Consider the following 22,732-nt stretch of genomic DNA (forward strand, 5'->3'; position numbering starts at 1 on the left):
CGTCGTCATCTCAAACAGATTCAATTCATGCGCGCCCTTGGGGCGCGCATTATACTTATGGGGGAACTATGAAACGCAGAAACTTCCTGCTCGGCGCGCTCGCGGGGATTGGCGCACTTGCAGGCGGAGCGGGACTCTTCGTCTCGCAGGAAAAATTCGGCCGCGCCCCGCAGGGCGCGCGCCTCGAGCGCATCAAGCAGTCACCGCATTATGTGAACGGGCAATTCGTCTGCCTCGAACCCGTGGAATACATGAATGACAAGCTGCCCGACGAGGAGCGCCCCGGACGTATTGAGACCCTGTGGCGTGTTCTCTTTGACACGGATGACGGCCGCATTCCAAAGGAACTTATCCCGAGCAACAAAACCGATCTCGCCGCGATTCCGCGCGAGAAGGATATTGCCGTATGGATGGGGCACTCGACCTTTTACCTTCAGATTGCGGGACGGCGCATTCTTATCGATCCTGTCTTTTCCGCATACGGATCGCCCGTCTTTTTCATCAATCGCGCCTTCCGCGGAAGCAATGTCTATACGGCGGCGGATATTCCCGAACTTGACGTCCTCCTCATGACGCACGACCACTGGGATCATCTCGACTACGCGACGGTCATGGCGCTGAAGCCCAAAATCAAGGAGATTGTCTGTCCGCTTGGTGTCGGAGAATTCTTTGAGGCATGGGGATTTGACCTTTCACATCTGCACGAAGAGGATTGGGATACGGACATTGCGCTCGCCGATGATTTCCACATTCACATCCTGCCGTCGCAGCATTTTTCCGGGCGATTCCTTACGCGCAACAACACCGAGTGGTGTGGATTTGCGATTATTACGCCTGAGCGGCGCGTCTATATGAGCGGCGACGGCGGCTATGGAAAACATTTTCGAACCATCGGCGAGCACTTCGACGGATTTGATCTCGCGCTCATGGAGAACGGGCAGTACAACATGCAGTGGCACCCGATCCACATGCTGCCTGCCGAGACGGCGCAGGCGGCGGAGGACGTGCGCGCGCGCGCCGTCCTCCCCGCACACAGCGGAAAATTCGCCCTTGCTCTGCACAAATGGCAGGAACCCTATGCGGAGCTTCTGCATGAGAGTGCAGGGCGTCCCTATCGTGTTGTGACGCCGCGTATCGGTGAGGCGGTGGATATCGCTTCTCCGGCCGACTACCCGCACTGGTGGGAGGGGATGGCGTGATACGCGATTTTGGTGCATTGTAGTTCCCGGTCTGCATCCTTTACGTATTTGTAATGTTGCACGGGAGAAATTCGCTAAGTTCCTGTAAGATCCTTCCGATAAATTAAGCAGGAGGACTTTTGTTGTGAAAAATTCTAAAATTCGATTTCCAATGATTTTCGTTGGTATTTTTACGGCGGCGATCCTTGCGGCGCTCTATGTTTCGACAATTGGGCGTATGGAGAAGGCGAGCGCCGCCGAGAGCGTCAAGCTCTACTGTGATGCGCTCGTGCGGCAGGACGAGACGGCGCAGAAACGGCTTGCGTCCTACGGCGCGCCGATGGAGTCGTTCAATATGAAGTCGGCGTTCGAGAATGCTTTGCAGACGACGGGGGCGGTGCTCTCCCCCGAGGAGGCGGCGCAGCTCGGCGACGCATATATGGAGTCACTGCGCCGCGCGACGGTCGAAACGACGACCTCGGAAGAGGGGAAGGGCGTGGCGACGGTCGAGGTGACGGTGACGCGGTTCGATATGCAGGGGGCAAAGGAAAAGGCGTCCTCGCTCCTGCGAAAGCGCATGCGTCTTGACGCATCGCCCGAGGAGATCCGCCGGGTTGCCGTGGAGGCAACGGCGGAGGCGTATCGCGATCTGCAGCCCGTCGGCACGGTGACATTCTATGTACCCGTGCGCTATAACGAAAAGACGCGTATTTGGGATCCTGCCGACCCAATGCAGTTCGGCTTTGATCTATCGAAACAGACGATGGGAGTGGCGGAATAATGGCGGAAAAAGACTGGAAAGATCTCAATCGCGAGACGGCGGAGGGAAACCCGCGCCGTCCCGAGGGTGCGGCGGGGCGCGCGATGCTCACGCGCATGAACGAGAGCCATGCGAAGCTCACGGCGTGGGGGCTGAGCCTCCTCTCCTTCGTACCGAATGATACCGTGCTCGACGTCGGCTGCGGCGGCGGCAACACACTCGCACGCATGGCGGAGCGCGTGACGGCGGGGCATCTCGTCGGCATCGATTATTCCGAGACGTCGGTCGAGGCGTCGCGGGCATTCAACAGCGCGCTCGTGGCGTCGGGACGCATGGAAATTCTCTCCGGATCGGTAGAGTCTCTGCCGTTCCCGGACGCGCACTTTGATAAAGTTGTGACCGTTGAGAGTTTCTACTTTTGGCCGAATCCTGCGGAGAGCTTGAAGGAGGTCGCGCGCGTTGTAAAGCCAGGCGGGATGTTCCTCCTGCTTGCGGAGATCTACGAGCGCCCCGATCTCCCGGCAGGCATTCGGGAAAAGGTTGAGGCATACGAGCTGACGAATCCGACGCCCGCGGAATTTGAACGGCTCTTCCGTGCGGCGGGATTCCCCGAGGTCGAGACACATTTTATGGACGGCGAATATTGGATCGCCGTTCTTGGGAAAAGATAAATAGAGAGTCGGTATGCCGGTGCATCGTACGCATCGGCATACCGGCTCTTTTATCTATGCTGCGCGAGTGTGCGGACGAATCTCTCGATGTGCGCGGGCGGATGCTGCGCATAGAGGAGTCCGTAGGGGACGGCGTACGCCCAATCGACGGGAATCGTCACGAGCGCGGGATGCACATCCTTCCAACAAGAGAGCGTCAGCAGTACGCTGCCCGTTTCGGCACAGCGGTTGAACACCGAGATATCGTAAAAATGCGCCGTGTCCTCAATGCGGACATGCAGATCCTCTTCCAACATGCGCCGTGCGGCGTCATTGGTTGTGGAGTCGCCCGCAGCGACCATGAGCACCGTTTCGCCCGATAGGTCGGACGGTGTGAGCAGCTCCTTTTGCGCAAGGTGATGACCGCGGGGAACGGCGCACATGATCTCATAGTGTCCAAGCAGGAGCATATTGCATTTTTCCAGCCATGCATCGGAATCGCATGCCGCGACGAGGAAATCGTATTTCTCGCCAATGCGCGCAATCTCCGCAAGAATGCCGTTGTGATCGTCCTCGAAGGGAACGAGATTCAGCGCGTGGTTTGGGAACGTCTCGCTCATTTGGTACCAGAGATCCATGAACGGCTTTGCCGGATTGAGCATCGAGGTTCCCACGCGAAACACCTTCGGTTCTTCGGTCATGGCGCGGCGCGCGTTTTCTATCGACTGCGCGGCATAGTCCGTCAGAAACTGTGCGTCCTTGCAGATGATTTCGCCCGCAGGAGTCAGGCGGACGCCGTGCGAGCTGCGTGTGAGGAGAGGAAAACCAAGACGGCTCTCGAGCGTATTGATCTGTTTCATCACCGCCGTGGGAGAGATGAAGAGCCGTTCGGCTGCCTTGCTGAAACTGCCGCAGTCCGCGACCGTTAAAAATACCGATAACTGTGTGCTGATCATACGATACCTCCGGCTTTAACTATTAGTTAAAACGACTGTAACATATCGGAGATTCCGTGTCAACGAATCTTGCTGTATGATAGGGACAGAAACGAGAATGGAGGCACACAGAATGAAAGCGTTGATTGCGTACTTTTCCCGCGCCCACGAGAACTATGTGAGCGGAATGCTTAAGGAGCTGGAGGTTGGGAATACGGAACTTGCCGCGGGCATCATCCGGAAGTTGACGGGGGCGGACATATTCCGTATCGACCCGGTTCGGGCATATGCCGCGGATTACAACACCTGCATCGAGGAGGCGCGCGCCGATCGGCGGCACAATGCCCGCCCCGCGCTGAAGGAATATCCGGAGAGCATCGACGGCTATGACGTCATATATCTCGGATACCCAAACTATTGGGGGACGATGCCGATGGCGGTGTTCACCTTCCTCGAGCATTTTGATTTCAAAGGCAAGACGATCCGACCGTTCTGCACACACGAGGGCAGCGGCATGGGCGCGAGCGAAAAGGACATCGCGCGCCTTTGCCCGGGTGTGCACGTTGCAAAGGGGCTGCCGATTCACGGCGCCGGTGTCACTGCGTCGGAGCCGATCATCCGCAGTTGGATCGAAAGCTTTTCAGAATAAAAATTTATTGACCATGAAAACGGGGGGATTACAATGACGATGATCGAAGAAATCGCAGCGAGCCAAGAGCTGAAACAGCTTGTCGATACCTACGCAAACGAGTCCGACAAGAACAATCAGGACTACTATGTAAACATTTTTACCGAGGACTGCCGGGTGCGTGTTTACTTTAACGGCGAGCTCGGTATGGATCTGAAGAATGTGCATGATCTGATTGCGGCGTACAAGGGATTCGGCGCGGCGAAGGCGGCGTTCCATATGAACGGACAGCAGACGGTCGCCTTCGAGGACGAGACGCATGCCACGGGAACCTGCTATGCGCTGGCACATCTCGTCAACGAGAGGGACGGTGCCGATATGCTGACGACGCACGCCGTGCGCTATGAGGATCGCTATGTCAAGACTGCGGACGGATGGCGCGTCGCGGCACGGGAGCAGTATTTCATGTTCTCCGATACGCACGCACTTGGAAAATAAACCGGTGACGTTTTGAATCTATCATAGGAAACGGGGAGAACATATGAAAGACGTTATGATTGTGACGGGAGCCGGTCAGCTGAGCATGGCGATTGCGCGCCGCATGGGCTATGAGATGAAGATCGTCGTGGGCGATAAGAGCCGGAAGAACGCGGACAATATCGTGGGGATTATGACGAACGCGGGCTTTGATGCGGAGGCGATGGAGATGGATCTCTCCGACCGCACCTCCATCCGCACCCTCATCGAAAAGGCACAGGAATATGGAGAGGTCAAGATCTCGTCAACGGCGCGGGGCTCTCGCCCAGTCAGGCAAGCATCGAAGCCATCCTGAAGGTCGATCTCTACGGTACGGCGGTACTCCTCGAGGAGGTCGGCAAGGTCATCGCGCGCGGCGGCACGGGCGTGACGATCTCCAGTCAGTCCGGGCACCGCATGGCACAGCTCACGGCGGAGCAGGACAAGGCGCTCGCCGTGACGCCGACTGAGGAACTGCTCGCGCTCGATTTTTTGCAGCCCGATCGGATCGAAAACAGCCTCCATGCCTATCAGCTCTCCAAACGTGCGAATGCGAAACGCGTCATGGGCGAAGCGGCAGGGCGCTGGAGCGATCGCGGCGCGCGCATCAACTCGATTTTGCCGGGCATCGTCGTGACGCCGCTCGCTATCGACGAGTTCAACGGCATTCGCGGCGACTTCTATAAGAATATGTTTGCCAAATGCCCGGCGGGGCGTCCCGGCACGGCGGACGAGATCGCGAACGTCGCCGAGCTGCTGCTGAGTCCGCAGGGCGCGTTCATTACGGGCGCGGACTTCCTCATCGACGGAGGCGCGACGGCTTCCTATTTCTACGGGAAACTCAGCGAAGATCCGCGGAGCTGAGCAGGGGGATTACCAAAGCGGGAGGCACTACCGCGCGTGTTGGGAAGCAGGAGGATTATGCCATGGAATATGTAACATTGAAGAACGGCGTTCGGATGCCGATGGAAGGATTCGGCGTCTTTCAAGTAGAGGATGCGGCACAGTGCGAGCAGGCGGTGCTGGACGCGATTGCATCGGGCTATCGTCTGATCGATACGGCAGCGGCATATTTTAACGAGGAGGCCGTCGGCACAGCGATCCGCACATCCGGCATCCCGCGCGATGAACTCTTTATCACGACGAAACTGTGGGTGCAGGATACAAGTTATGAGGGCGCAAGGAAGGCGTTCGCCGTCTCTATGGAAAAACTGGGCTTGGATTATCTGGATCTCTATCTGATCCATCAGCCCTTTAACGACTATTACGGCGCGTGGCGCGCGATGGAGGAACTCTATAAGGCGGGCAAGATTCGCGCGATCGGCGTCTCCAATTTCTATCCGGATCGGCTTGTCGATCTTTGCCTCAATGCAAAGATTCCGCCGATGGTCAATCAAGTGGAGCTGCATCCCTTCTTTGCGCAGGAGAAGGCGATTGAAACAATGAAGGCGTTCGGCGTTGTGCCGCAGGCGTGGGGACCCCTCGCAGAGGGGAAGCACGGCATCTTCACAAATGAAAAGCTCGCCGCTGTTGCGAAAAAATATGAGAAAACCGTGGCGCAGGTTGTCCTGCGCTGGAATGTGCAGCGCGGCGTCGTGATTATTCCAAAATCCGTACGGCGGGAGCGTATGGAAGAGAACATCGATATTTGGGACTTTTCGTTGACGGATGCCGAGATGGCTGAGGTTTCGCGCCTTGACCTGGGGCACAGCGAGATCGTTGATCATCGCACCGCAGAGACCGTCAAGTGGCTGAGCGGTTGGCATATCCATGACTGAAAGGCGATAGATTGACGTAGCCGTCTTTCAGCAAATGCTTATTTTTACGCTGCTCGTGATGGCGGAACCCGCATGAAGCCCCATCCCGGGACATTTCGCATACCGTCAAAAAGCTCCCGCCGTGGCGGGAGCTTTTGCTGTGTCTCGCATATGATGTTTGATTCCCGGCGATGTTCCTATTCGACCTGTTCGTGGACGAATTTGATAAACTCGTCCGTCGCGGCTTGATCCTTGAGCTTTGCCGTATACATATGGTTGCCCATCTGCGGCCACATCATCTCGGGCATCCGCTCGCACATGACGATTTTGCCGGCATAGCGCTCGAGGATTTCCTCGTGACTGTGCACATAGCGGTGGAAATCACGGCGGCTCGCATACGCGCAGAAGCAGTGTTCATTGCAGTCGGGAAGCAGACGGCGGTCGGCGGTGATCATGTCCGCCCAGATCTCATAGACGTCGGTGGAGTGGGCGAAATTCATCATGTCAGTCGTATAGCCGCCTGCGGGGCGCATATTAACCTCGAGCCCAACGAAATCGCCGATGTCCCCAAGTCCCTTCTTTGCCTTTGTGAGACGGAAAAACTCGAGGTGGACGAAGCGGCTGCGCACGCCGAACGATTTGAGCGTGGCGCGCCCCGCTTTTTTGAGCGCGTCCGGTACGCGATCCGCTGTGTAGTAGGACAGATCAAGCTGATAGAGCACGATGTCCATGACGGACGGCGGCCACACGGTCATGGATTCGAAGATGGGCACGGAGTTCGAATCGACGATGGCGTCGTAGGAACAGATGTCGCCCGTGACGAACTCCTCCATGACGTAGGGGACGTCGGGCTTTGACGCGTAGAAATGGCACAGTTCGTCATGACTGTCGATGCGGTAGGTGTCCGTCGCGCCGACGCCCGTGTCGGGCTTTACGATGACGGGATAGCCGACCTCGGCAAGGAATGCCTCGGCGTCCGCGAGCGTTGTGACGGGGCGCAGACGCGCGGTCGGGATACCCGCTTTCTTATAAAAGTGCTTCATGGCGGATTTATTCTTGATGTGATCCATGTCGCCGAACTGCCAGCCCGTGCGGATGTTGAAATCCGTACGCAGACGCGCGTCGCTCTCGAGCCAGAACTCATTGTTCGACTCGAGCCAGTCGATGCGCCCGTATTTGAACGTAAAGAACGCGACGGCGCGCAGCATTTGGTCGTAGTCGCCGAGCGAGGGGACGAAGTAGTATTCGGTGAGCGATTCGCGCACCTCGTCTGCGAGCGCCTCGTAGGGCGTGTCGCCGATGCCGAGGACGTTGACGCCCTTCTTTTTCAGACGATCGCAGAAATTCCAATAGACGCGCGGAAACTGCGGCGAAATGAAGATAAAATTCATACAATCACCTCATTGTTCTTGGTCAGACCTGTTCACGCAGCACGAACGGGAGGAAATAGGGAAACTGCTTTTTCCACCAGTCCCAATCGTGGTCGACGTCGTAGCCCCAGAAATCCACCCACGCGTGAATCCCCTTGCTGTGGAGCACGTCGCCCATGAGCGCGGTCGTGCGCCGTCCCTCCTCCTCCCAGCTGCCCTGTCCGACGCAGAGCACGATCCGTCGGTCGTTGTAGAGATCTATGTAGGGGTGATCGGGAGACATATTCGAGAGGAAATCGAGCGGGGAGTTGTCGTAGAGCACGCCGTCCATCCATCCGTCGGTAAAGAACTTTGCATCATAGACGCCCGAGAGGGCGAGCACGCCGTCAAAGAGATCCGGGCGGCGAAAGAACACAATGGCGGCGTGGAGTCCGCCGAGACTGCACCCGGCAGCGACGGGGAGGCGTCCGCTCGTGTTCTCGCTGCGGATGAAGGGAACGACCTCATCGACGATGTAGGCGTAGTACTGCTCTTGGCGGCGCGCACGCCACGGCTTATTGCCCCAGATGTTCGACCACGTCTCCGTGTCGACGGTATCGACGCAGAAGAGCTGAATGCGCCCGCGAGCGATGTCACCTGCCATCGCCTCGATCATGCCGAAGTTCTCGAAGTTGTCACTCATCGCGTCCTGCGTCGGGAACACGAGGATGGGGGCGGCGTTCGGGCTGCCGTAGATGCGGATGTTCATCACACGGTCGAGGCGCGCGCTGTGCCAGTTGATTTCTTTGCAGTCTATCATAAAAACCTCCGTGCATTTGTAGTTTTCAATACAATGTTACTCTATCGAATCACGCCGATTTTGTCAAATGGAACGGGAAGCCTGCTTGCTTTTTTGGAGAATATTTAGGATAATGAGACAAACGAAAAGGAGTGTATGATATTTGTCTCATATAATGAAACTTTCGCCCGTGTTCAAGGACTATCTTTGGGGCGGGCATCGGCTGCATGACGAGCTGGGCAAGGACTGCGGCACGGGCATCACGGCGGAGAGCTGGGAGCTCTCGACGCATCCGGACGGGCTCTGCCGCATTGCGAGCGGTACGGCGGCGGGCGAGACGCTCGCCGCGTGGCTTGCGGATCATCCGGCGGCGCTCGGCACACGCGCGGGCGGACGCACGGACATGCCGATCCTCATTAAGCTCATCGACGCCGCGCAGAACCTCTCCGTGCAGGTGCATCCGGACGACGATTATGCGCGCCGTGTGGAGAGTGACGCGGGCAAGACCGAGATGTGGTACATTCTCGACGCGGCGGAGGGCGCGGCGGTGATCTACGGTGTTGTGGAGGAACTCTCGCGGGAGGAACTCGCGGCAAAGGCTGCGGACGGATCGATTGTCTCCGCACTCCGTCATGTGCCCGTACACCGCGGCGATGCACTGCTCGTGCGCGCGGGGACACTGCACGGCATCGGGTCGGGCGTTCTCATCTGCGAGATACAGCAGTCGTCGAATGTCACCTACCGCGTCTATGACTACGGACGCGTCGGCGCGGACGGAAAGCCGCGCGATCTGCACATCGAAAAGGCGCGGGAGGTCGCATCGCTCGTCCCGTCGGAGATCTCGCTCGGCGGCATGGCGCGGCTCGGGTTCCTGCGCGGAGGAGCGGGGCGCCTGCTCGCGGCAACGGAGTATTTTACCGTCTATGAATTTATGGTCAAAGAGAACCTCTCTTTTGCGGCGGACGCTGCCTCGTTCCACGCACTGGTCGTCACGGACGGCATGTGCACGCTGACGCACGGCGCGCAGCGGATCAGCCTTGCGCGCGGCGAGTCGGCGTTCATCCCTGCGGGACTCGGTGCGTACGATGTGGCAGGGCACGGCACCCTGCTGCTTACGCACGTTTAATCGATAGAGGGAAATGCCATGAGGAGAAGTCCATCAAGACTTATTTATTTTCTATTGTAAGGTTCATACGGCGTATTCGCTCCGCTTCAATTTCCTGTAAAATTTTATCGGCGGCATTTGGCATTGCTTCTATCTCCTATGAATGGGGATGTTCCGGTGCACCGTCCGAAGCGATTCCGCATACGGTGCGCGCAGAACGCCGTGCTCCGTGACGAATGCGGTGATGAGGCTGTGGTCGGTGACGTCGAAGGCGGGATTGTAGACGTTGATGCCTTTCGGCGCCATACGGCTGCTGTACCACATCTCCGTGACCTCTTCGGGCGGGCGCTGTTCGATCTCGATGTCCGCGCCCGTCGGCGTCGACAGATCAATGGTCGAACTCGGCGCGCAGACATAGAACGGGATGTTGTAATGCTTGGCGAGGATGGCGACGCCCGACGTGCCGATCTTGTTCGCCGTGTCTCCGTTCGCCGCGACGCGGTCGCACCCGACGAAGACCGCTTGGATTTTTCCGCTCGCCATGAGGGCGGATGCCATATTGTCGCAGAGCAGTGTGACGTCCATGCCCGTGGCGCTGAGTTCATAGGCGGTGAGGCGCGCGCCTTGAAGCAGGGGACGAGTCTCGTCGGCGTAGATTTTGAAGTTGTATCCCTTTGCGTGCCCGAGGTACATGACGGCGGTGGCGGTGCCGTACTTTGCCGTCGCGAGCTGCCCCGCGTTGCAGTGCGTGAGGAGTCCGTCGCCGGGGCGGACGAGCGGCAGAGCGTTTTCACCGATGCGTCGACAGGTGTCAATGTCCTCCGCCACGATGGCGCGTGCTTCGTCACGCAGGTGGACGCGCAGCTCCAGGACGGAGGCGCCGCGATGTTCCTCCACAACGCGCTCCATGCGAGCGAGCGCCCACGAGAGATTGACCGCGGTCGGGCGAGATGAACTCAGATAGACCGCTGCGTCGTGCAGACGGCGCACAAAATCCGTGCGGTCGTCCGTATCGATCGCACACGCGGCGAGGTAGAGACCGATAGCAGCGGCATCGCCGATGGCGGGGGCGCCGCGTACCTTCAGCTCTTTGATCGCTTCCCAAATCTCGCGCTGAGTTTTGAGATGAAGGTACTCCGCTCTGCCGGGAAGTTTTGTCTGGTCGATGATGACAAGCGCGCGCGCCGCATCGTCGAGAGCGACGGTTTCCATGCCCTGAATATTTTCCGCCACGATCCTGCCTCATTTCCTATGATAGACCTTTGTTCTAACCTTATTTTATCGAACTTAATGCGTCCTTTGCAAGGGATTTTTACATCTGCGCAAAACTTTGCCAAACGGCGGTAGGTGCGAGATAAAAAAATTGACTTTTATTGCGAATGGTTTATAATATACTTTATAAAAAGGGTGCGGCGGGGATGACCCTGCGGTGCTGAAAATGAAGGCTTTTACAGGGGGTATTTTTATGGCAGTAAAGGTTGCTATCAACGGTTTTGGTCGTATCGGCCGTCTCGCGTTCCGTCAGATGTTCGATGCGCCCGGCTATGAGGTCGTCGCCATCAACGATTTGACGAGCCCGACGATGCTCGCACATCTCCTGAAGTACGACTCCACGCAGGGACGTTATAAGTATGCGGACTCCGTGACCGCGGGCGAGGACTCCATCACGGTCAACGGCAAGAAGATCAACATCTACGCGCAGGCGGATGCGGCGCAGATCCCCTGGGGCAAGCATGACGTCGACGTCGTGCTCGAGTGCACGGGCTTCTACACAGCAAAGGATAAGGCTTCAGCGCATCTGAAGGCGGGCGCAAAGAAGGTTGTTATCTCCGCGCCGTCGGGCAACGATCTCCCGACGATTGTGTTCAACGTCAACCACAAGACACTCAAGGCATCCGACACGGTGATCTGTGCCGCTTCCTGCACGACGAACTGCCTTGCGCCGATGGCAAAGGCACTGAATGACCTCGCGCCGATCAAGAGCGGCATCATGACGACGATCCATGCCTATACGGGCGACCAGATGGTGCTCGACGGCCCGCAGCGCAAGGGCGATCTGCGCCGCAGCCGCGCTGCAGCGATTAATATCGTTCCGAACTCGACGGGGGCGGCAAAGGCGATCGGTCTCGTCATCCCCGAGCTCAACGGCAAGCTCATCGGCTCCGCACAGCGTGTTCCGACCCCGACGGGTTCGACGACGCTCCTCTATGCGGTCGTGCAGGGCAAGGTCACGGTCGATCAGGTCAACAGTGCAATGAAAGCGGCTGCGAGCGAATCGTTCGCCTACAACACGGACGAGATTGTCTCGAGCGACATCATCGGCACGACCTACGGCTCGATCTTCGATGCGACGCAGACGATGGCCAGCGATACGGGCGACGGCAACACACTCGTTCAGGTCGTTTCGTGGTACGACAACGAGAACAGCTACACGAGCCAGATGGTTCGCACGATCAAGTATTTTGCTGAGCTCGGCTAAAACTTCACAATGAAATAAGCACGATCTTTCGAGGTCCGGCCGAACGTTTGGGCCGAACCTCGATTTTCATTTACGGAGGGGACAATATGAACAAAAAGACCATTCGCGACATCGACGTTAAGGGCAAGAAAGTCTTTGTCCGCGTGGATTTCAACGTGCCGATGGACGAGCATCAGAACATCACGAACGACACGCGCATCCGCGCGACGCTGCCGACGATCAATTATCTCCTCGACGGCGGCGCGGCGGTCATTCTCGCCTGCCACGTCGGGCGTCCGACCGAGGCGCGCGAGCCGAAATTCTCGACGAAGCCCATTGTCGCACGTCTCTCCGAGCTCCTCGGCAAAGAGGTGAAATGGGCGCCCGACTGCGTTGGTCCCGAAGCGGAGAAAGCCGCGGGCGCGCTGAAGCCGGGCGAAGTCCTGCTCCTCGAAAACCTCCGCTACCACAAGGAGGAGAAGAAGAACGACCCCGCCTTTGCAAAGCAGCTCGCTGCGCTGGCGGATGTTGCTGTGGACGACGCGTTCGGCGTCGCACACCGCGCACACGCATCGAACGTCGGCATCACCGCCGATCTCGAGACGGTCGCGGGCTTCCTCATGGAGAAGGAGATCAACTACATCGGCAAGACGCTCGAAGCGCCGCAGCGCCCGTTCGTCGCCATCCTCGGCGGTGCGAAGGTCTCGGACAAGATCGGCGTCATCGAGAACATGATCGACAAGGTTGACACCATCATCATCGGCGGCGGCATGGCACACACTTTTGACGCGTCGAAGGGCTATCCCATCGGCGACTCGCTTGTCGAGAAAGACAAGATCGAGCTTGCAAAGGAACTGCTCGAAAAGGCGGCGAAGAAGGGCGTGAAGGTCGTTCTGCCCGTCGATCTCGTCATCGCGGATAAGTTCGCGGCGGATGCCAAGACGCAGACTGTCGACGTAGATAAGGTGCCTGACGGCTGGCAGGCGCTCGACAGCGGCGCGAAGACGTCCGAAGAGTATGTGAAGGCCTTGAAGGGCGCAAAGACCGTTATATGGAACGGCCCCATGGGCGTCTTTGAGTTCGACGCGTTCGCAAAGGGGACGGAGGCGGTCGCCCACGCCGTTGCACAGGCGACGAAGGAGGGGGCGACGTCCATCGTCGGCGGCGGCGACTCCATCGCGGCGCTCAAGAAGACCGGGCTTTCCGATCAAATTTCGCACATCTCGACGGGCGGCGGCGCAACGCTGGAGCTCCTCGAGGGCAAGGTGCTCCCGGGCATCGACGCCATCGCGAATAAGTGATTTGTTGTTTTACACGTGGAAGAGGGGATTCAAATATGGCAAGAACACCGATTATTGCAGGCAACTGGAAGATGAACAACACGATTGCCGCAGGCACGGCGCTCGTGAAGGAACTCGCGCCGCTCGTGAAGGGGGCTAAGGCGACAGTCGTCGTCTGCCCAACGGCGACGGCGCTTGCCGCCGTGACCGAGGCGGTGAAGGGAACGAAAATCGCGGTCGGCGCGCAGAACGTGCATTGGGAAAAGAGCGGTGCCTACACGGGCGAGATCTCAACCGAGATGCTTAAAGAGATCGGCGTTTCCTACTGTATCCTCGGACACAGCGAGCGCCGTGACTACTTCGGCGAGACGAACGAGGGCGTCAACAAACGAGCGCAGGCGGCGTATGCGGCAGGCATCACGCCGATTATCTGCTGCGGCGAATCGCTCGAGATCCGCGAAGCGGGGACGTATCTTGCCTACGTTGCGTATCAGATCGAGGCTGCGCTCGCGGGCTTTAAGTCGAAGGAGGTCGCGAAACTCGTCATCGCCTACGAGCCGATCTGGGCGATTGGTACGGGCAAGACCGCAACCTTTGAACAGGCGGAAGAAGTCTGCGCTCATATTCGTGCGACTGTCAAAGCGAAATACGGCGCAGCTGCGGCAAATGCGATCCGCATCCAGTACGGCGGCAGCGTTAAACCCGAGACGATCGCGGGACTCATGGGGAAGCCGAACGTCGACGGCGCGCTCGTCGGCGGCGCTGCGCTTAAGGCGAAGGATTTCGCCGCGATCGTCAATTTTTGATTACCCCTGCGAGCAATTTGCTCTTAGAAAAGAGTTCATCATGGCAAAACTGAAAAATGCCCCGGTTGCCCTCATCATCATGGACGGATTCGGCGACGGCGACCCGAACGACATGAAATACAACGCCATTGCGATGGCAAAGACGCCCGTCATCGACGGACTGCTCAAGAAGTATAAACACAATGAGATCAACGCCTCCGGCGAATACGTCGGACTGCCCGACGGACAGATGGGCAACTCCGAGGTCGGTCACACAAACATCGGCGCGGGGCGCATCGTCTATCAGCAGCTCACGCGCATCACGCGCGACATCAGGAACGGCGACTTCTTTAAGAACGAAGCGCTGCTCACGATCGTGCGCGGCGTCAAGGAGAACGGCGGTGCACTGCATGTGATGGGGCTTGTCTCCCCGGGCGGCGTACACAGCCACGAAGATCATCTCTTTGCGACGCTCGAACTCGCGCATCGCGAGGGGATCAAGACCGTCTGGATCCACGCGTTCCTCGACGGGCGCGACGTGCCGCCCAAGAGCGCGAAGGAATACCTCGAAGCCGTAGAGAAGAAGGCGGCGGAAATCGGCGAAGGAAAGATTGCGACCGTCGCAGGGCGTTACTACGCGATGGATCGCGATCACCGCTGGGAGCGCGAGCAGCTTGCCTATGAGGCGATCGCGCATGCCAAGGCGAAGACAGTCGCGTCCTCGGCGGTCGCAGGCCTGCTCGCCTCCTATGCGGATACGAGTGAGAAGACCGAGGGCGTCACGGACGAATTCGTCGTTCCGTTCGTTGTGAAAGGCTATCCCGGCATGAAGAACGGCGACGGCGCGATCTTCTATAATTTCCGCCCCGACCGCGCGCGTCAGCTCACCCATGCCTTTGTGGATAAGACCTTTGACGGGTTCAAGCGCGACGAATCGCTGAAGATCCCGTTTGCCACATTCTCCCAGTACGAGGCGGGCATGAACGCGCTCGTCGCGTTTCCGCCGGAGAGCATTTCCAACACCTTCGGACAATATGTGCAGGATCTTGGCATGACGCAGCTGCGTATCGCCGAGACGGAGAAGTACGCGCATGTCACGTTCTTCTTCAACGGCGGCGTCGAGACACCATACAAAGGCGAGGATCGCATCCTCGTGCACTCACCGAAGGTCGCGACGTATGACCTCCAGCCCGAGATGAGCGCGATTGAGGTCACGGATAAAGTCGTCGAGGCGATCAAATCGCGCAAATACGACTTCATCATCCTCAACTATGCGAACTGCGACATGGTTGGTCACACGGGCGTTGTTCCCGCCGTCGTCAAGGCGGTCGAGACCGTCGACACCTGTGTTGGACGCTTCGTTGACGCCATCCACGAGGTTGGCGGAGAGGTCTGCATCACGGCGGATCACGGCAACGCGGACAAGATGTGGGACTACGAGACGAATCAGCCGTTTACGAAGCACACGACGAACCCCGTGCCGTTCATTGTCGTCTCCGACCGCGTGAAGGAAGTCCACACCGGCGCCCTCTGCGACATCGCGCCGACCCTGCTGACGCTCGCGGGACTGCCCATTCCCAAGGAAATGACGGGCAAACCGCTTGTTACGCTCAAATAAATAAATCACCGACCATGGGATCGCCGCGCTCCGTGCGCGGCGGTCTTTTGCATTGGCGGGATTTCGGTTTCTGTGATGTGGGAGGTGCGGTATGTTCGATTTCGGTCACGTTGTGTTGGGGATATTGAGCGCGGGCATCCTTCTTGCCGTGGGCTGCGTTATCGTCACCGTCATTTATCAATGCGTACGTGACAAGCTGCGCGAGAAACGCAATGCGAAGGCGCGTGCTGCAGAGCTGAAACGTCTGCGCGAAACACTGACGCCCTACGACTATGCGCGGACAGTCGATGATGCCGTCAATAAGAGCTTTGATTTTATGCATCTCCGTGCCGGCGACCGCGTGCGCGTCCGCAAGAGTTTTACGGACTATAACGGGAGTCTTTTTGAGGCGGGCGACACATGGTACTTTGCTTGCGCATATTATCTTCCCTACGACGGGGGATATACGCTGTATATTTCCCATGATCGGGTGACAATCGGCGGTATCTATTTGCAGGTGGAAGAGCAGTCGGACATCTGCGGACACGCGGAGAAATATTTTGAGATTGTTGAGGAGGGTGCAGCTTTAGAACGATAAGTTGTGCCGTTCTTCGATTTCCGCAATCGCTTGCCGAATGACAGAGACGGGCGTTTCCGCGAGTTCGGTCAGTCCACGCTCTTCCGCGCGGGCGAGGGAATTTTTTACAAAATTAATACGTTCCTTGAGCTGTGCTGTCTCATTTTGCGTGAGGGGGGCGTGTTCGTTCCCGGTCAAATTGTTGGAGGAAGTCCGCGGCGGTATCGGCCGCCAGGACTTCACTTTCACGCGTATGCACATGGTAAGAGGAGAAGAGTCCGCTTTCGGCGAGTCCCGTGAGGTTCTTCGACAGAACCTTCACGACGAGATCATGATGCTCCTTGTTTACGGCACGGCCGATGTCCTCCATACAGCCGATGAAATAACGATCCAGTGTGCCGATGTAGCTCGCATCGCTTGACACAGCGATGACATGAATCTCGGAGGCGTAATCCTTTGCCGAGAGCGCTTGTGCGAGACGGAGCGGCACCTCAAGCGTGCGGAACGTCCCCTCGACCATGATGTTATAGTGCTGTTCCAAGAGCATATCAAGCAGGCGCTCGGTGACGGCGCCGGAGAATTTTCCTGTTTCCGCAACGGCGGCGGTACCGAGCGCGCGGCAGATTGCCTTGTATTGGGGATGATAGTTTCGGTAGGTGTCCGGATTGACAAAGAACGTATTGGGATGCGCGTTCTTGAGCCGTACGCTGATGATGCTCTTTCCGGCGCCCGGCTGACCGCCGAGGAAAAATGCCTTGGGATGTGCGGCAGGCGTATGTGAGGATACGAAATCTTTCCAAATGAAATCGGCGGCGGTCTCCACATCGCGCGCGGTAAATTCGTATGCCATATCGTTATTCCTCCTCGTCCCGCAGCAGTTCTTTGAATGCTCTCAGCCGTCCTTGTATCTGAAACAGCTCGACTGGGTCGGAGGTCACGGCGAGCCGATCGATGTCGCGGATGCATTGCGCATGTATGGATTTGAGAAACGGGGTCCGTGCAGCTTCTGCCGCACTGTAATCGTGCCGAATGGCTGCAACAATCGACCATGCGAGTTCATTGAGCACCTCTTGCTTGACCGACATGCTCCATGTGTTTTCTGCGTCGATTACGATCATAGGGAGAACCTCCTTCGTTTTTGTGAAGTTTTATATTTAATAAATATACACGGCTTTTCTTGATATTGCGTTATAAAGAAAGTCTTACAATGCATTCATATTGTGGGAATACGTGCGCGAAACGACCGCGTCTTGCGTACGGTTCTTTTATTTGAAAGCATTGCGCGGGGGTGGTATACTACAAGGACAAACGATGTGTGGATGGAGGTTCTTATGATACGGTTTGTGACACTTTTGCAGGCGCTGCGGCGCGATATTGCGGTGCTGCTCTTTGCGATGCTGCGGCGGGATACGCCGACGGCGGTGAAGGTGCTTTTTCCGCTTGCTCTGCTCTATCTCATCAGTCCGATCGATATCATCCCTGACGCGATTCCTGTGTTCGGGGCGCTCGATGATGCGGTGATTCTCCCTGCGGCGACGGAGTTTCTTGTGCGGATGCTGCCGCCCGCTGTGCGTGAGGAGACGGAGCGGCGCGTTACGCGTTACGGGACGATAGTGTTTATCGCGTCCATCGTGGTGCTCGTCCTTTGGATTGCCATTCTCGTTTGGGCACTGTCGAAGGTGTTTTCATGAGGCTCTATATCGCGGAGAAACCGAGCGTCGGGCGCGCGCTTGCCGCCTGCTTGCCCCAGCCGCACCGCAAGGGAAACGGCTGTATCGAAACGGGCGCGGGTGTGGTGACATGGCTTTTCGGTCATGTGCTGCGGCAGGCGGAGCCGGAGGAGTACGATGCACGGCTCAAACGCTGGCGTGCGGAGGATCTGCCGATCCTGCCCGAAGAGTGGCGGCTCGTTGTGAATGAGAGTGCGGCACAGCAGTTCGCCGTCGTGAAGGGGCTGATCGAGCGTGCGGACGAGATCGTGCACGGCGGCGATCCCGACCGCGAGGGGCAGCTGCTCGTAGACGAGGTGCTCGACTATCTCCACAATGAAAAGCCCGTGCGCCGCATCCTCATCAATGCGCTTGACGATAAGAGCATACATGATGCCCTCGGCGATCTGCGCGACAACGCGGACTTCCTCCCGCTGAAACTGTCGGCGCTTGCACGTGCCCGCGCGGACTGGCTCATCGGGATGAATCTCTCGCGCGCCTATACGCTCGCGGCGCGGCGTGCGGGACATGATCGGCTCGTGCTCCCCATCGGCAGGGTTAAGACGCCGACACTCGCGCTCGTCGTACGGCGGGAGCGGGAGATCGAGAACTTCAAACCCGCGACGTACTATCTTCTCGATGCGCTCTTTCAACATGCGGGGACGGGCGAGTCTTTTCGTGCGCGGTGGAAGCCGTCGGAGGAGCGCACGCCGCTCGATCCCGAGGGGCGGCTCGTCGATGAGACGGCGGCGCGCGCGGCGCTTGCAAGCTTTGGCGATGAACCGCAGGACGGAAAGGTCGTCAAATACGAGCGCAAGAAGGTGGAGGAGCCGCCGCCGCTGCCCTTTTCGCTCTCGGCGCTTCAGGTGCTCGCAGGCAAGCGGTACGGCTACGAGCCGCAGCAGGTGCTCGACACAGCGCAGAAACTCTACGAGGAGAAGCTGACGACTTATCCGCGTTCGGACGCGGAGTATCTGCCGAAGAGTCAGCATAAGGATGCGCCGAAGATCCTCTCCAACCTCGCGGGACTCTCGGATTCTCCGCTGGCGGCGTGGGCACAGGCGGCGGACGCGGAAAAGAAGTCGCGCGCGTGGAACGATGAGAAGATCACGGCGCATCACGCGATCATCCCGACGACGGTGGCGGCGAATCCCGCACGCCTGAGCGAAATCGAGCGGCGTATCTATGAGCTCATCGCGCGCGCCTATATCGCACAGTTTTATCCGAACTATGTCTACGACCGGACGAAGGTCGAGCTCTCCTATCACGGCGAGACATTCGCCGCGAGCGGGCGCACGGAACGCGCGGCGGGCTGGCGCGCGATGTATCGCACCGGAAAGGCGGCGGAGACGGACGACGCGGAGAAAGACGACGAGGAGAGTGCCGTCCTGCCGCCGATGAAGAAAGGCGATCATGCGGATTATGTCTCCGGCGAGCTCGGGACGCGGCAGACGAAGCCGCCCGCGCGGTTCACGCCGGCGACGCTCCTGCAGGGCATGAAGGAAATCCACAAATACGTCAAGGACGAGGCGGCGAAGAAGATGCTGCGCGACGTCTCGGGCATCGGGACGGAGGCGACACGCGCGAGCATCATCGAGGATCTGATCCGGCGCAGATTCCTGCATGCGGCGGGGAAGAAAAAGGTGCTGACGCCGACGGATGCCGCCTATCTGCTTATCGACGCGCTGCCCGATACGATGACCTATCCGGATGCAACGGCGATCTGGGAGGATCAACTGCATTCCATGGCGGCGGGCGTGGGAACCCCTGAGGAGTTCCTTGCGGGGCAAGCGAATTTTGCACGCGATCTCTGCGCGGCGGCGGCACGGTCGCAGATCGCGGGCGGCGGCGGTGTGCCGTGTCCCGCGTGCGGGCGTGGAGTGATGACCAAACGCAAGGGGAAGCACGGCGATTTTTGGGGCTGCTCCGCGTACCCGCAGTGCCGCATGACGGCGAACGACAAGGGCGGTGTCCCCGATTTCACAGGGAAACGCCTCCCCGCTGCACAGGGCAGTGCACCGCGCGATACGAATGCACCGAACGCGGCTGCTGCGCCCGCTACAGAGCGCTTCGATAGGCAGTCTGCCGCACCCGCCGCGCGCCGTTTCTATACGCCAACGGCGGACGAACAGGCGGAGATGGACGCGTTATTTTTTGGAGGATGATATGAGTACGTTCAGAGAGCTTGGCGTTCCGCAGCAGCTTGCCGCAGCGCTCGAAAAGCGCGGCATCAAAGAGCCGACGCCGATACAGGAGGCGTTTATCCCCGCTGTGGGGGGCGGCGAGAACCTCGTCGGCGCTGCGCCGACGGGAACGGGCAAGACGTTTTCCTATCTATTGCCGTCCCTCGCGCGCATTGATATGAACCTGCGCGCGGTGCAGCTGCTCATCCTCGCGCCGACGCACGAGCTCGCCGTGCAGATCGCGGACGCGGCGCGCACGCTCGTGCAGGCGGCGGAGCTGCCGCTGACGGTGCAGGTGCTCATCGGCGGCGCGAATATCAAGCGGCAGATCGAGGGACTGAAGAAAAAGCCGCAGATCGTTACAGGCTCCGCCGCGCGCATCTTGGAGCTCAGCCGCATGGGGAAACTGCGGCTGACGGATGTGCAGATCCTCGTCCTCGACGAGTTCGACCGCTTGCTCGGCAAACAGCTCGCGGACGATGTGCGCGCCGTTATTCGCCTCCTCCCGCAGAACCGGCAGGCGCTCCTGCTCTCCGCGACTGCCCCGACGGCGGCGATTCGCGCGGCGGACGGACTCTTTGCACCGCGCATCATTCGGGTAGAGGACGCGCAGACAACCTGTGAAAACTACTATCATCGCGCCGCGTTTCGTGATAAAATAAAGGCAGTACAAAAGCTGACGCGGCGTCTGCCGATTCGTCGGGGGATCGTCTTTGTCGGACGCGGATTTGACGCGGAACGTGCGGTGGAAAAACTGCGCTACGAGGGCATTCGCGCCGTGTCTCTCCTCGGGCAGGAACGCCGCGATCGGCGGCGCGCGGCACTCGATGCCATCCGTGCGGGACGTGCCGAGCTTCTCATTGCGACAGACCTCGCGGCGCGGGGACTCGATATTGAGGACGTTGACTATGTCGTTAATGTTGATCTTCCGGAGGACGTGCGTACCTATCGCCACCGCGCCGGCCGGACAGCGCGTGCGGGCAAGTCGGGTGCGGTCGTAACGCTTGCGGACGATAAGGAAATGGCGCGGCTGAAGGAACTCGCCGCACGCATGGAACTGGAACTAAAGACGCTGCCGGCGAAATAACGCGCCGCGATTTCCTGAAGGAGGACTCATCCCGTGGACATAGTGCCCACAATACTCGATTTATTGTTGGTTGTCTTTTTGATCTTCATGAACGGCTTCTTCGTTGCGGCGGAGTTCTGCTGCGTGAAGATGCGTTCTTCGCGTCTTGAGACGATGATCGCCGAGGGCAGCAGCCGTGCGAAATACGCAAAGCAGCTCACGGATCATCTTGACTCTTCGCTCTCCGTAACGCAGCTCGGCATTACGCTCGCCTCACTCGGGCTCGGCTGGGTCGGCGAACCTGCGGTTGCGCAGCTCATCCTGCCGCTGACGCGCAGCGTAGGATTGTCCGACGATGTGGGGCATACGGTCGCGCTCGCAATTGCGTTTTCGCTCATCACATCACTGCACATCGTGCTCGGCGAGCTGACGCCGAAATCCATGGCGATCGCGAACGTGGAACGCATCATGCTCGCGATCGCGTTCCCGATGGTGCTCTTTGGCAAAGTCATGAAGCCCTTCGTCTGGATACTCAATACCGTTGCAAACCACATCAGCCGACATCTCGGATATGAGATGACAGGGGAGAACGAGGATGCGCACACGGAGGAGGAGATCCGCCTGCTCATGAAGGAGAGCTACCGGCAGGGTCTCATCAACAGCACAGAGGCGGATTTCGTCGACAATGTATTCTCGTTCACGGAGCTGAACGCACGTGAGATCATGGTGCCGCGCACGGATATGATCTGCCTCTACCTCGACGATACGCCTGCCGAACGCATCAAGACCATCCTTGAGGAACAGCAGACGCGCTATCCCGTCTGCTACGAGGACAAGGATCACATCATCGGATTTATCCATGTGAAGGATCTCCTCCCGCCGCTCGTGCGCGGGGAAACGCTCAATCTGCGCCGCTATATAAGGAAGGCTCTGATCGTGCCGGAGAGCATGGACGGCAGCGTTCTGCTCCGCACGATGCAGGCGCAGGGATCGCAGCTTGCCATCGTTGTTGACGAGTACGGCGGGACAGCGGGGATGGTGACGGTCGAGGATATTGTTGAACAAATCGTCGGCGATATCCGCGACGAGTTTGATGAGGAGCGTGAGAGCCTCGAATGGCGCGGCGAGGATCTCGGCTCCATCGACGCCAAACTGCTGCTCGAGGAGGTCAACGATCTCCTCGGCATCCGCATCGAGGACGAGGATGTCGACAGCATCGGCGGGTGGATCTATGACCGCCTTGGGGAGGCGCCGCGCGTGGGGCATATGACGGCGCATACGGGTACATTGTTTTTTGTCGAGGAGGTGGACGGCGTACGCATTACGCGTGTGCTGGTGCGTTTGCCGCATACGGAGGCGGAGCAGGGGGGAACATCCGCTGACAACAAGGAGGAATAGGG

Annotated in this window: 24 protein-coding genes; 18 read left to right on the plus strand and 6 right to left on the minus strand. The window is 58.7% G+C overall.

Translation table 11 applies throughout. The annotated features are described in order from the left end of the window. The first annotated feature begins 68 nt into the window (after positions 1 to 68). From HMPREF1147_RS03315 to HMPREF1147_RS03325, 3 genes are all read left to right on the plus strand, one after another. On the plus strand, positions 69 to 1,199 hold the full coding sequence (locus tag HMPREF1147_RS03315; RefSeq protein ID WP_009657630.1) for an MBL fold metallo-hydrolase: 1,131 nt from the start codon (positions 69 to 71) through the stop codon (positions 1,197 to 1,199). A 124-nt stretch (positions 1,200 to 1,323) separates the two neighbouring features. Continuing rightward, positions 1,324 to 1,959: a hypothetical protein gene (locus HMPREF1147_RS03320; protein ID WP_009438635.1), complete on the plus strand. Its 636-nt coding sequence runs from the start codon at positions 1,324 to 1,326 to the stop codon at positions 1,957 to 1,959. Next, on the plus strand, positions 1,959 to 2,609 hold the full coding sequence (locus HMPREF1147_RS03325; RefSeq protein WP_009438690.1) for a class I SAM-dependent methyltransferase: 651 nt from the start codon (positions 1,959 to 1,961) through the stop codon (positions 2,607 to 2,609). Before HMPREF1147_RS03320 ends, HMPREF1147_RS03325 begins: the two co-directional genes overlap by 1 nt. Before the next feature lie 50 nt (positions 2,610 to 2,659). Here the strand turns inward: HMPREF1147_RS03325 and HMPREF1147_RS03330 are convergent, their stop codons facing one another. Further along, complete coding sequence (locus HMPREF1147_RS03330) at positions 2,660 to 3,544, minus strand: LysR family transcriptional regulator (RefSeq protein WP_009657610.1); 885 nt, start codon at positions 3,542 to 3,544, stop codon at positions 2,660 to 2,662. A 112-nt stretch (positions 3,545 to 3,656) separates the two neighbouring features. Between HMPREF1147_RS03330 and HMPREF1147_RS03335 the strand changes: the two genes are divergently transcribed. The 5 genes from HMPREF1147_RS03335 (at position 3,657) to HMPREF1147_RS03350 (ending at position 6,445) form a co-directional block, all read left to right on the plus strand. Continuing rightward, entirely contained in the window at positions 3,657 to 4,172 is a 516-nt protein-coding gene (locus HMPREF1147_RS03335; protein WP_009657715.1) for a flavodoxin, read from the plus strand. Positions 4,173 to 4,205: 33 nt separating this feature from the next. Beyond that, on the plus strand, positions 4,206 to 4,649 hold the full coding sequence (locus HMPREF1147_RS03340) for a nuclear transport factor 2 family protein (RefSeq protein WP_009657647.1): 444 nt from the start codon (positions 4,206 to 4,208) through the stop codon (positions 4,647 to 4,649). Between the two features lie 43 nt (positions 4,650 to 4,692). Beyond that, the gene (locus HMPREF1147_RS12240) at positions 4,693 to 4,983 is read left to right on the plus strand and encodes an SDR family NAD(P)-dependent oxidoreductase (protein WP_009657687.1); all 291 of its coding nucleotides are present in this window, start codon (positions 4,693 to 4,695) and stop codon (positions 4,981 to 4,983) included. Then, positions 4,980 to 5,531: an SDR family oxidoreductase gene (locus tag HMPREF1147_RS03345; protein WP_232208044.1), complete on the plus strand. Its 552-nt coding sequence runs from the start codon at positions 4,980 to 4,982 to the stop codon at positions 5,529 to 5,531. Before HMPREF1147_RS12240 ends, HMPREF1147_RS03345 begins: the two co-directional genes overlap by 4 nt. 62 nt (positions 5,532 to 5,593) lie before the next feature. Then, positions 5,594 to 6,445 (plus strand): aldo/keto reductase, encoded by an 852-nt coding sequence (locus HMPREF1147_RS03350; protein WP_009657713.1) that lies wholly within the window; start codon positions 5,594 to 5,596, stop codon positions 6,443 to 6,445. Between the two features lie 176 nt (positions 6,446 to 6,621). Here the strand turns inward: HMPREF1147_RS03350 and HMPREF1147_RS03355 are convergent, their stop codons facing one another. Then, positions 6,622 to 7,815 (minus strand): acetyl-CoA carboxylase biotin carboxylase subunit family protein, encoded by a 1,194-nt coding sequence (locus tag HMPREF1147_RS03355; protein WP_009657642.1) that lies wholly within the window; start codon positions 7,813 to 7,815, stop codon positions 6,622 to 6,624. A gap of 22 nt (positions 7,816 to 7,837) precedes the next feature. After that, positions 7,838 to 8,593 carry an esterase family protein gene (locus HMPREF1147_RS03360; protein WP_009657656.1) on the minus strand — a complete coding sequence of 252 codons (756 nt, stop codon included), beginning with the start codon at positions 8,591 to 8,593 and terminating at the stop codon, positions 7,838 to 7,840. A gap of 142 nt (positions 8,594 to 8,735) precedes the next feature. On the opposite strand from HMPREF1147_RS03360, the gene HMPREF1147_RS03365 reads away from it, so the two are divergent. Continuing rightward, complete coding sequence (locus HMPREF1147_RS03365; RefSeq protein WP_009657632.1) at positions 8,736 to 9,698, plus strand: type I phosphomannose isomerase catalytic subunit; 963 nt, start codon at positions 8,736 to 8,738, stop codon at positions 9,696 to 9,698. A 129-nt stretch (positions 9,699 to 9,827) separates the two neighbouring features. On the opposite strand, the gene mtnA is transcribed toward HMPREF1147_RS03365, so the two are convergent. Then, positions 9,828 to 10,889, minus strand: coding sequence for an S-methyl-5-thioribose-1-phosphate isomerase (mtnA, locus tag HMPREF1147_RS03370; RefSeq protein ID WP_369791736.1), 1,062 nt, complete (start codon positions 10,887 to 10,889; stop codon positions 9,828 to 9,830). Between the two features lie 253 nt (positions 10,890 to 11,142). Here mtnA and gap point away from each other — a divergent pair, with 253 nt between their 5' ends. From gap to HMPREF1147_RS03395, 5 genes are all read left to right on the plus strand, one after another. Continuing rightward, a complete protein-coding gene (gene gap / locus HMPREF1147_RS03375) occupies positions 11,143 to 12,156 on the plus strand; it encodes a type I glyceraldehyde-3-phosphate dehydrogenase (protein ID WP_009657650.1) in 1,014 nt (337 codons plus the stop codon). A gap of 86 nt (positions 12,157 to 12,242) precedes the next feature. Then, positions 12,243 to 13,436 carry a phosphoglycerate kinase gene (gene pgk / locus HMPREF1147_RS03380; RefSeq protein ID WP_009657711.1) on the plus strand — a complete coding sequence of 398 codons (1,194 nt, stop codon included), beginning with the start codon at positions 12,243 to 12,245 and terminating at the stop codon, positions 13,434 to 13,436. A gap of 35 nt (positions 13,437 to 13,471) precedes the next feature. Further along, positions 13,472 to 14,221, plus strand: a complete 750-nt coding sequence (tpiA, locus tag HMPREF1147_RS03385; protein WP_009657661.1) for a triose-phosphate isomerase — start codon at positions 13,472 to 13,474, stop codon at positions 14,219 to 14,221. Positions 14,222 to 14,261: 40 nt separating this feature from the next. Further along, a complete protein-coding gene (gpmI, locus tag HMPREF1147_RS03390; protein WP_009657667.1) occupies positions 14,262 to 15,818 on the plus strand; it encodes a 2,3-bisphosphoglycerate-independent phosphoglycerate mutase in 1,557 nt (518 codons plus the stop codon). A gap of 91 nt (positions 15,819 to 15,909) precedes the next feature. Beyond that, positions 15,910 to 16,395, plus strand: a complete 486-nt coding sequence (locus HMPREF1147_RS03395; protein WP_009438856.1) for a DUF3601 domain-containing protein — start codon at positions 15,910 to 15,912, stop codon at positions 16,393 to 16,395. Positions 16,396 to 16,534: 139 nt separating this feature from the next. Here the strand turns inward: HMPREF1147_RS03395 and HMPREF1147_RS03400 are convergent, their stop codons facing one another. Both HMPREF1147_RS03400 and HMPREF1147_RS03405 read right to left on the minus strand, forming a co-directional pair. Next, complete coding sequence (locus HMPREF1147_RS03400; protein WP_009657696.1) at positions 16,535 to 17,224, minus strand: zeta toxin family protein; 690 nt, start codon at positions 17,222 to 17,224, stop codon at positions 16,535 to 16,537. 4 nt (positions 17,225 to 17,228) lie between these two features. Beyond that, positions 17,229 to 17,492, minus strand: coding sequence for a hypothetical protein (locus HMPREF1147_RS03405; RefSeq protein WP_009657618.1), 264 nt, complete (start codon positions 17,490 to 17,492; stop codon positions 17,229 to 17,231). A 213-nt stretch (positions 17,493 to 17,705) separates the two neighbouring features. Between HMPREF1147_RS03405 and HMPREF1147_RS03410 the strand changes: the two genes are divergently transcribed. From HMPREF1147_RS03410 to HMPREF1147_RS03425, 4 genes are read left to right on the plus strand one after another with little or no spacing between them, the layout of a single operon-like run. After that, positions 17,706 to 18,065, plus strand: coding sequence for a YkvA family protein (locus HMPREF1147_RS03410; RefSeq protein ID WP_009657664.1), 360 nt, complete (start codon positions 17,706 to 17,708; stop codon positions 18,063 to 18,065). Next, positions 18,062 to 20,248 carry a DNA topoisomerase III gene (locus HMPREF1147_RS03415; protein ID WP_009657658.1) on the plus strand — a complete coding sequence of 729 codons (2,187 nt, stop codon included), beginning with the start codon at positions 18,062 to 18,064 and terminating at the stop codon, positions 20,246 to 20,248. Before HMPREF1147_RS03410 ends, HMPREF1147_RS03415 begins: the two co-directional genes overlap by 4 nt. A gap of 1 nt (position 20,249) precedes the next feature. After that, positions 20,250 to 21,353 carry a DEAD/DEAH box helicase gene (locus HMPREF1147_RS03420; protein WP_009657693.1) on the plus strand — a complete coding sequence of 368 codons (1,104 nt, stop codon included), beginning with the start codon at positions 20,250 to 20,252 and terminating at the stop codon, positions 21,351 to 21,353. A gap of 33 nt (positions 21,354 to 21,386) precedes the next feature. Beyond that, complete coding sequence (locus HMPREF1147_RS03425) at positions 21,387 to 22,730, plus strand: hemolysin family protein (RefSeq protein WP_009657631.1); 1,344 nt, start codon at positions 21,387 to 21,389, stop codon at positions 22,728 to 22,730. The last annotated feature ends 2 nt before the right edge of the window (positions 22,731 to 22,732 follow it).

The sequence above is a fragment of the Selenomonas sp. FOBRC9 genome (assembly GCF_000287655.1).
In the GTDB taxonomy this organism is placed as follows: Bacteria; Bacillota; Negativicutes; order Selenomonadales; family Selenomonadaceae; genus Centipeda; species Centipeda artemidis.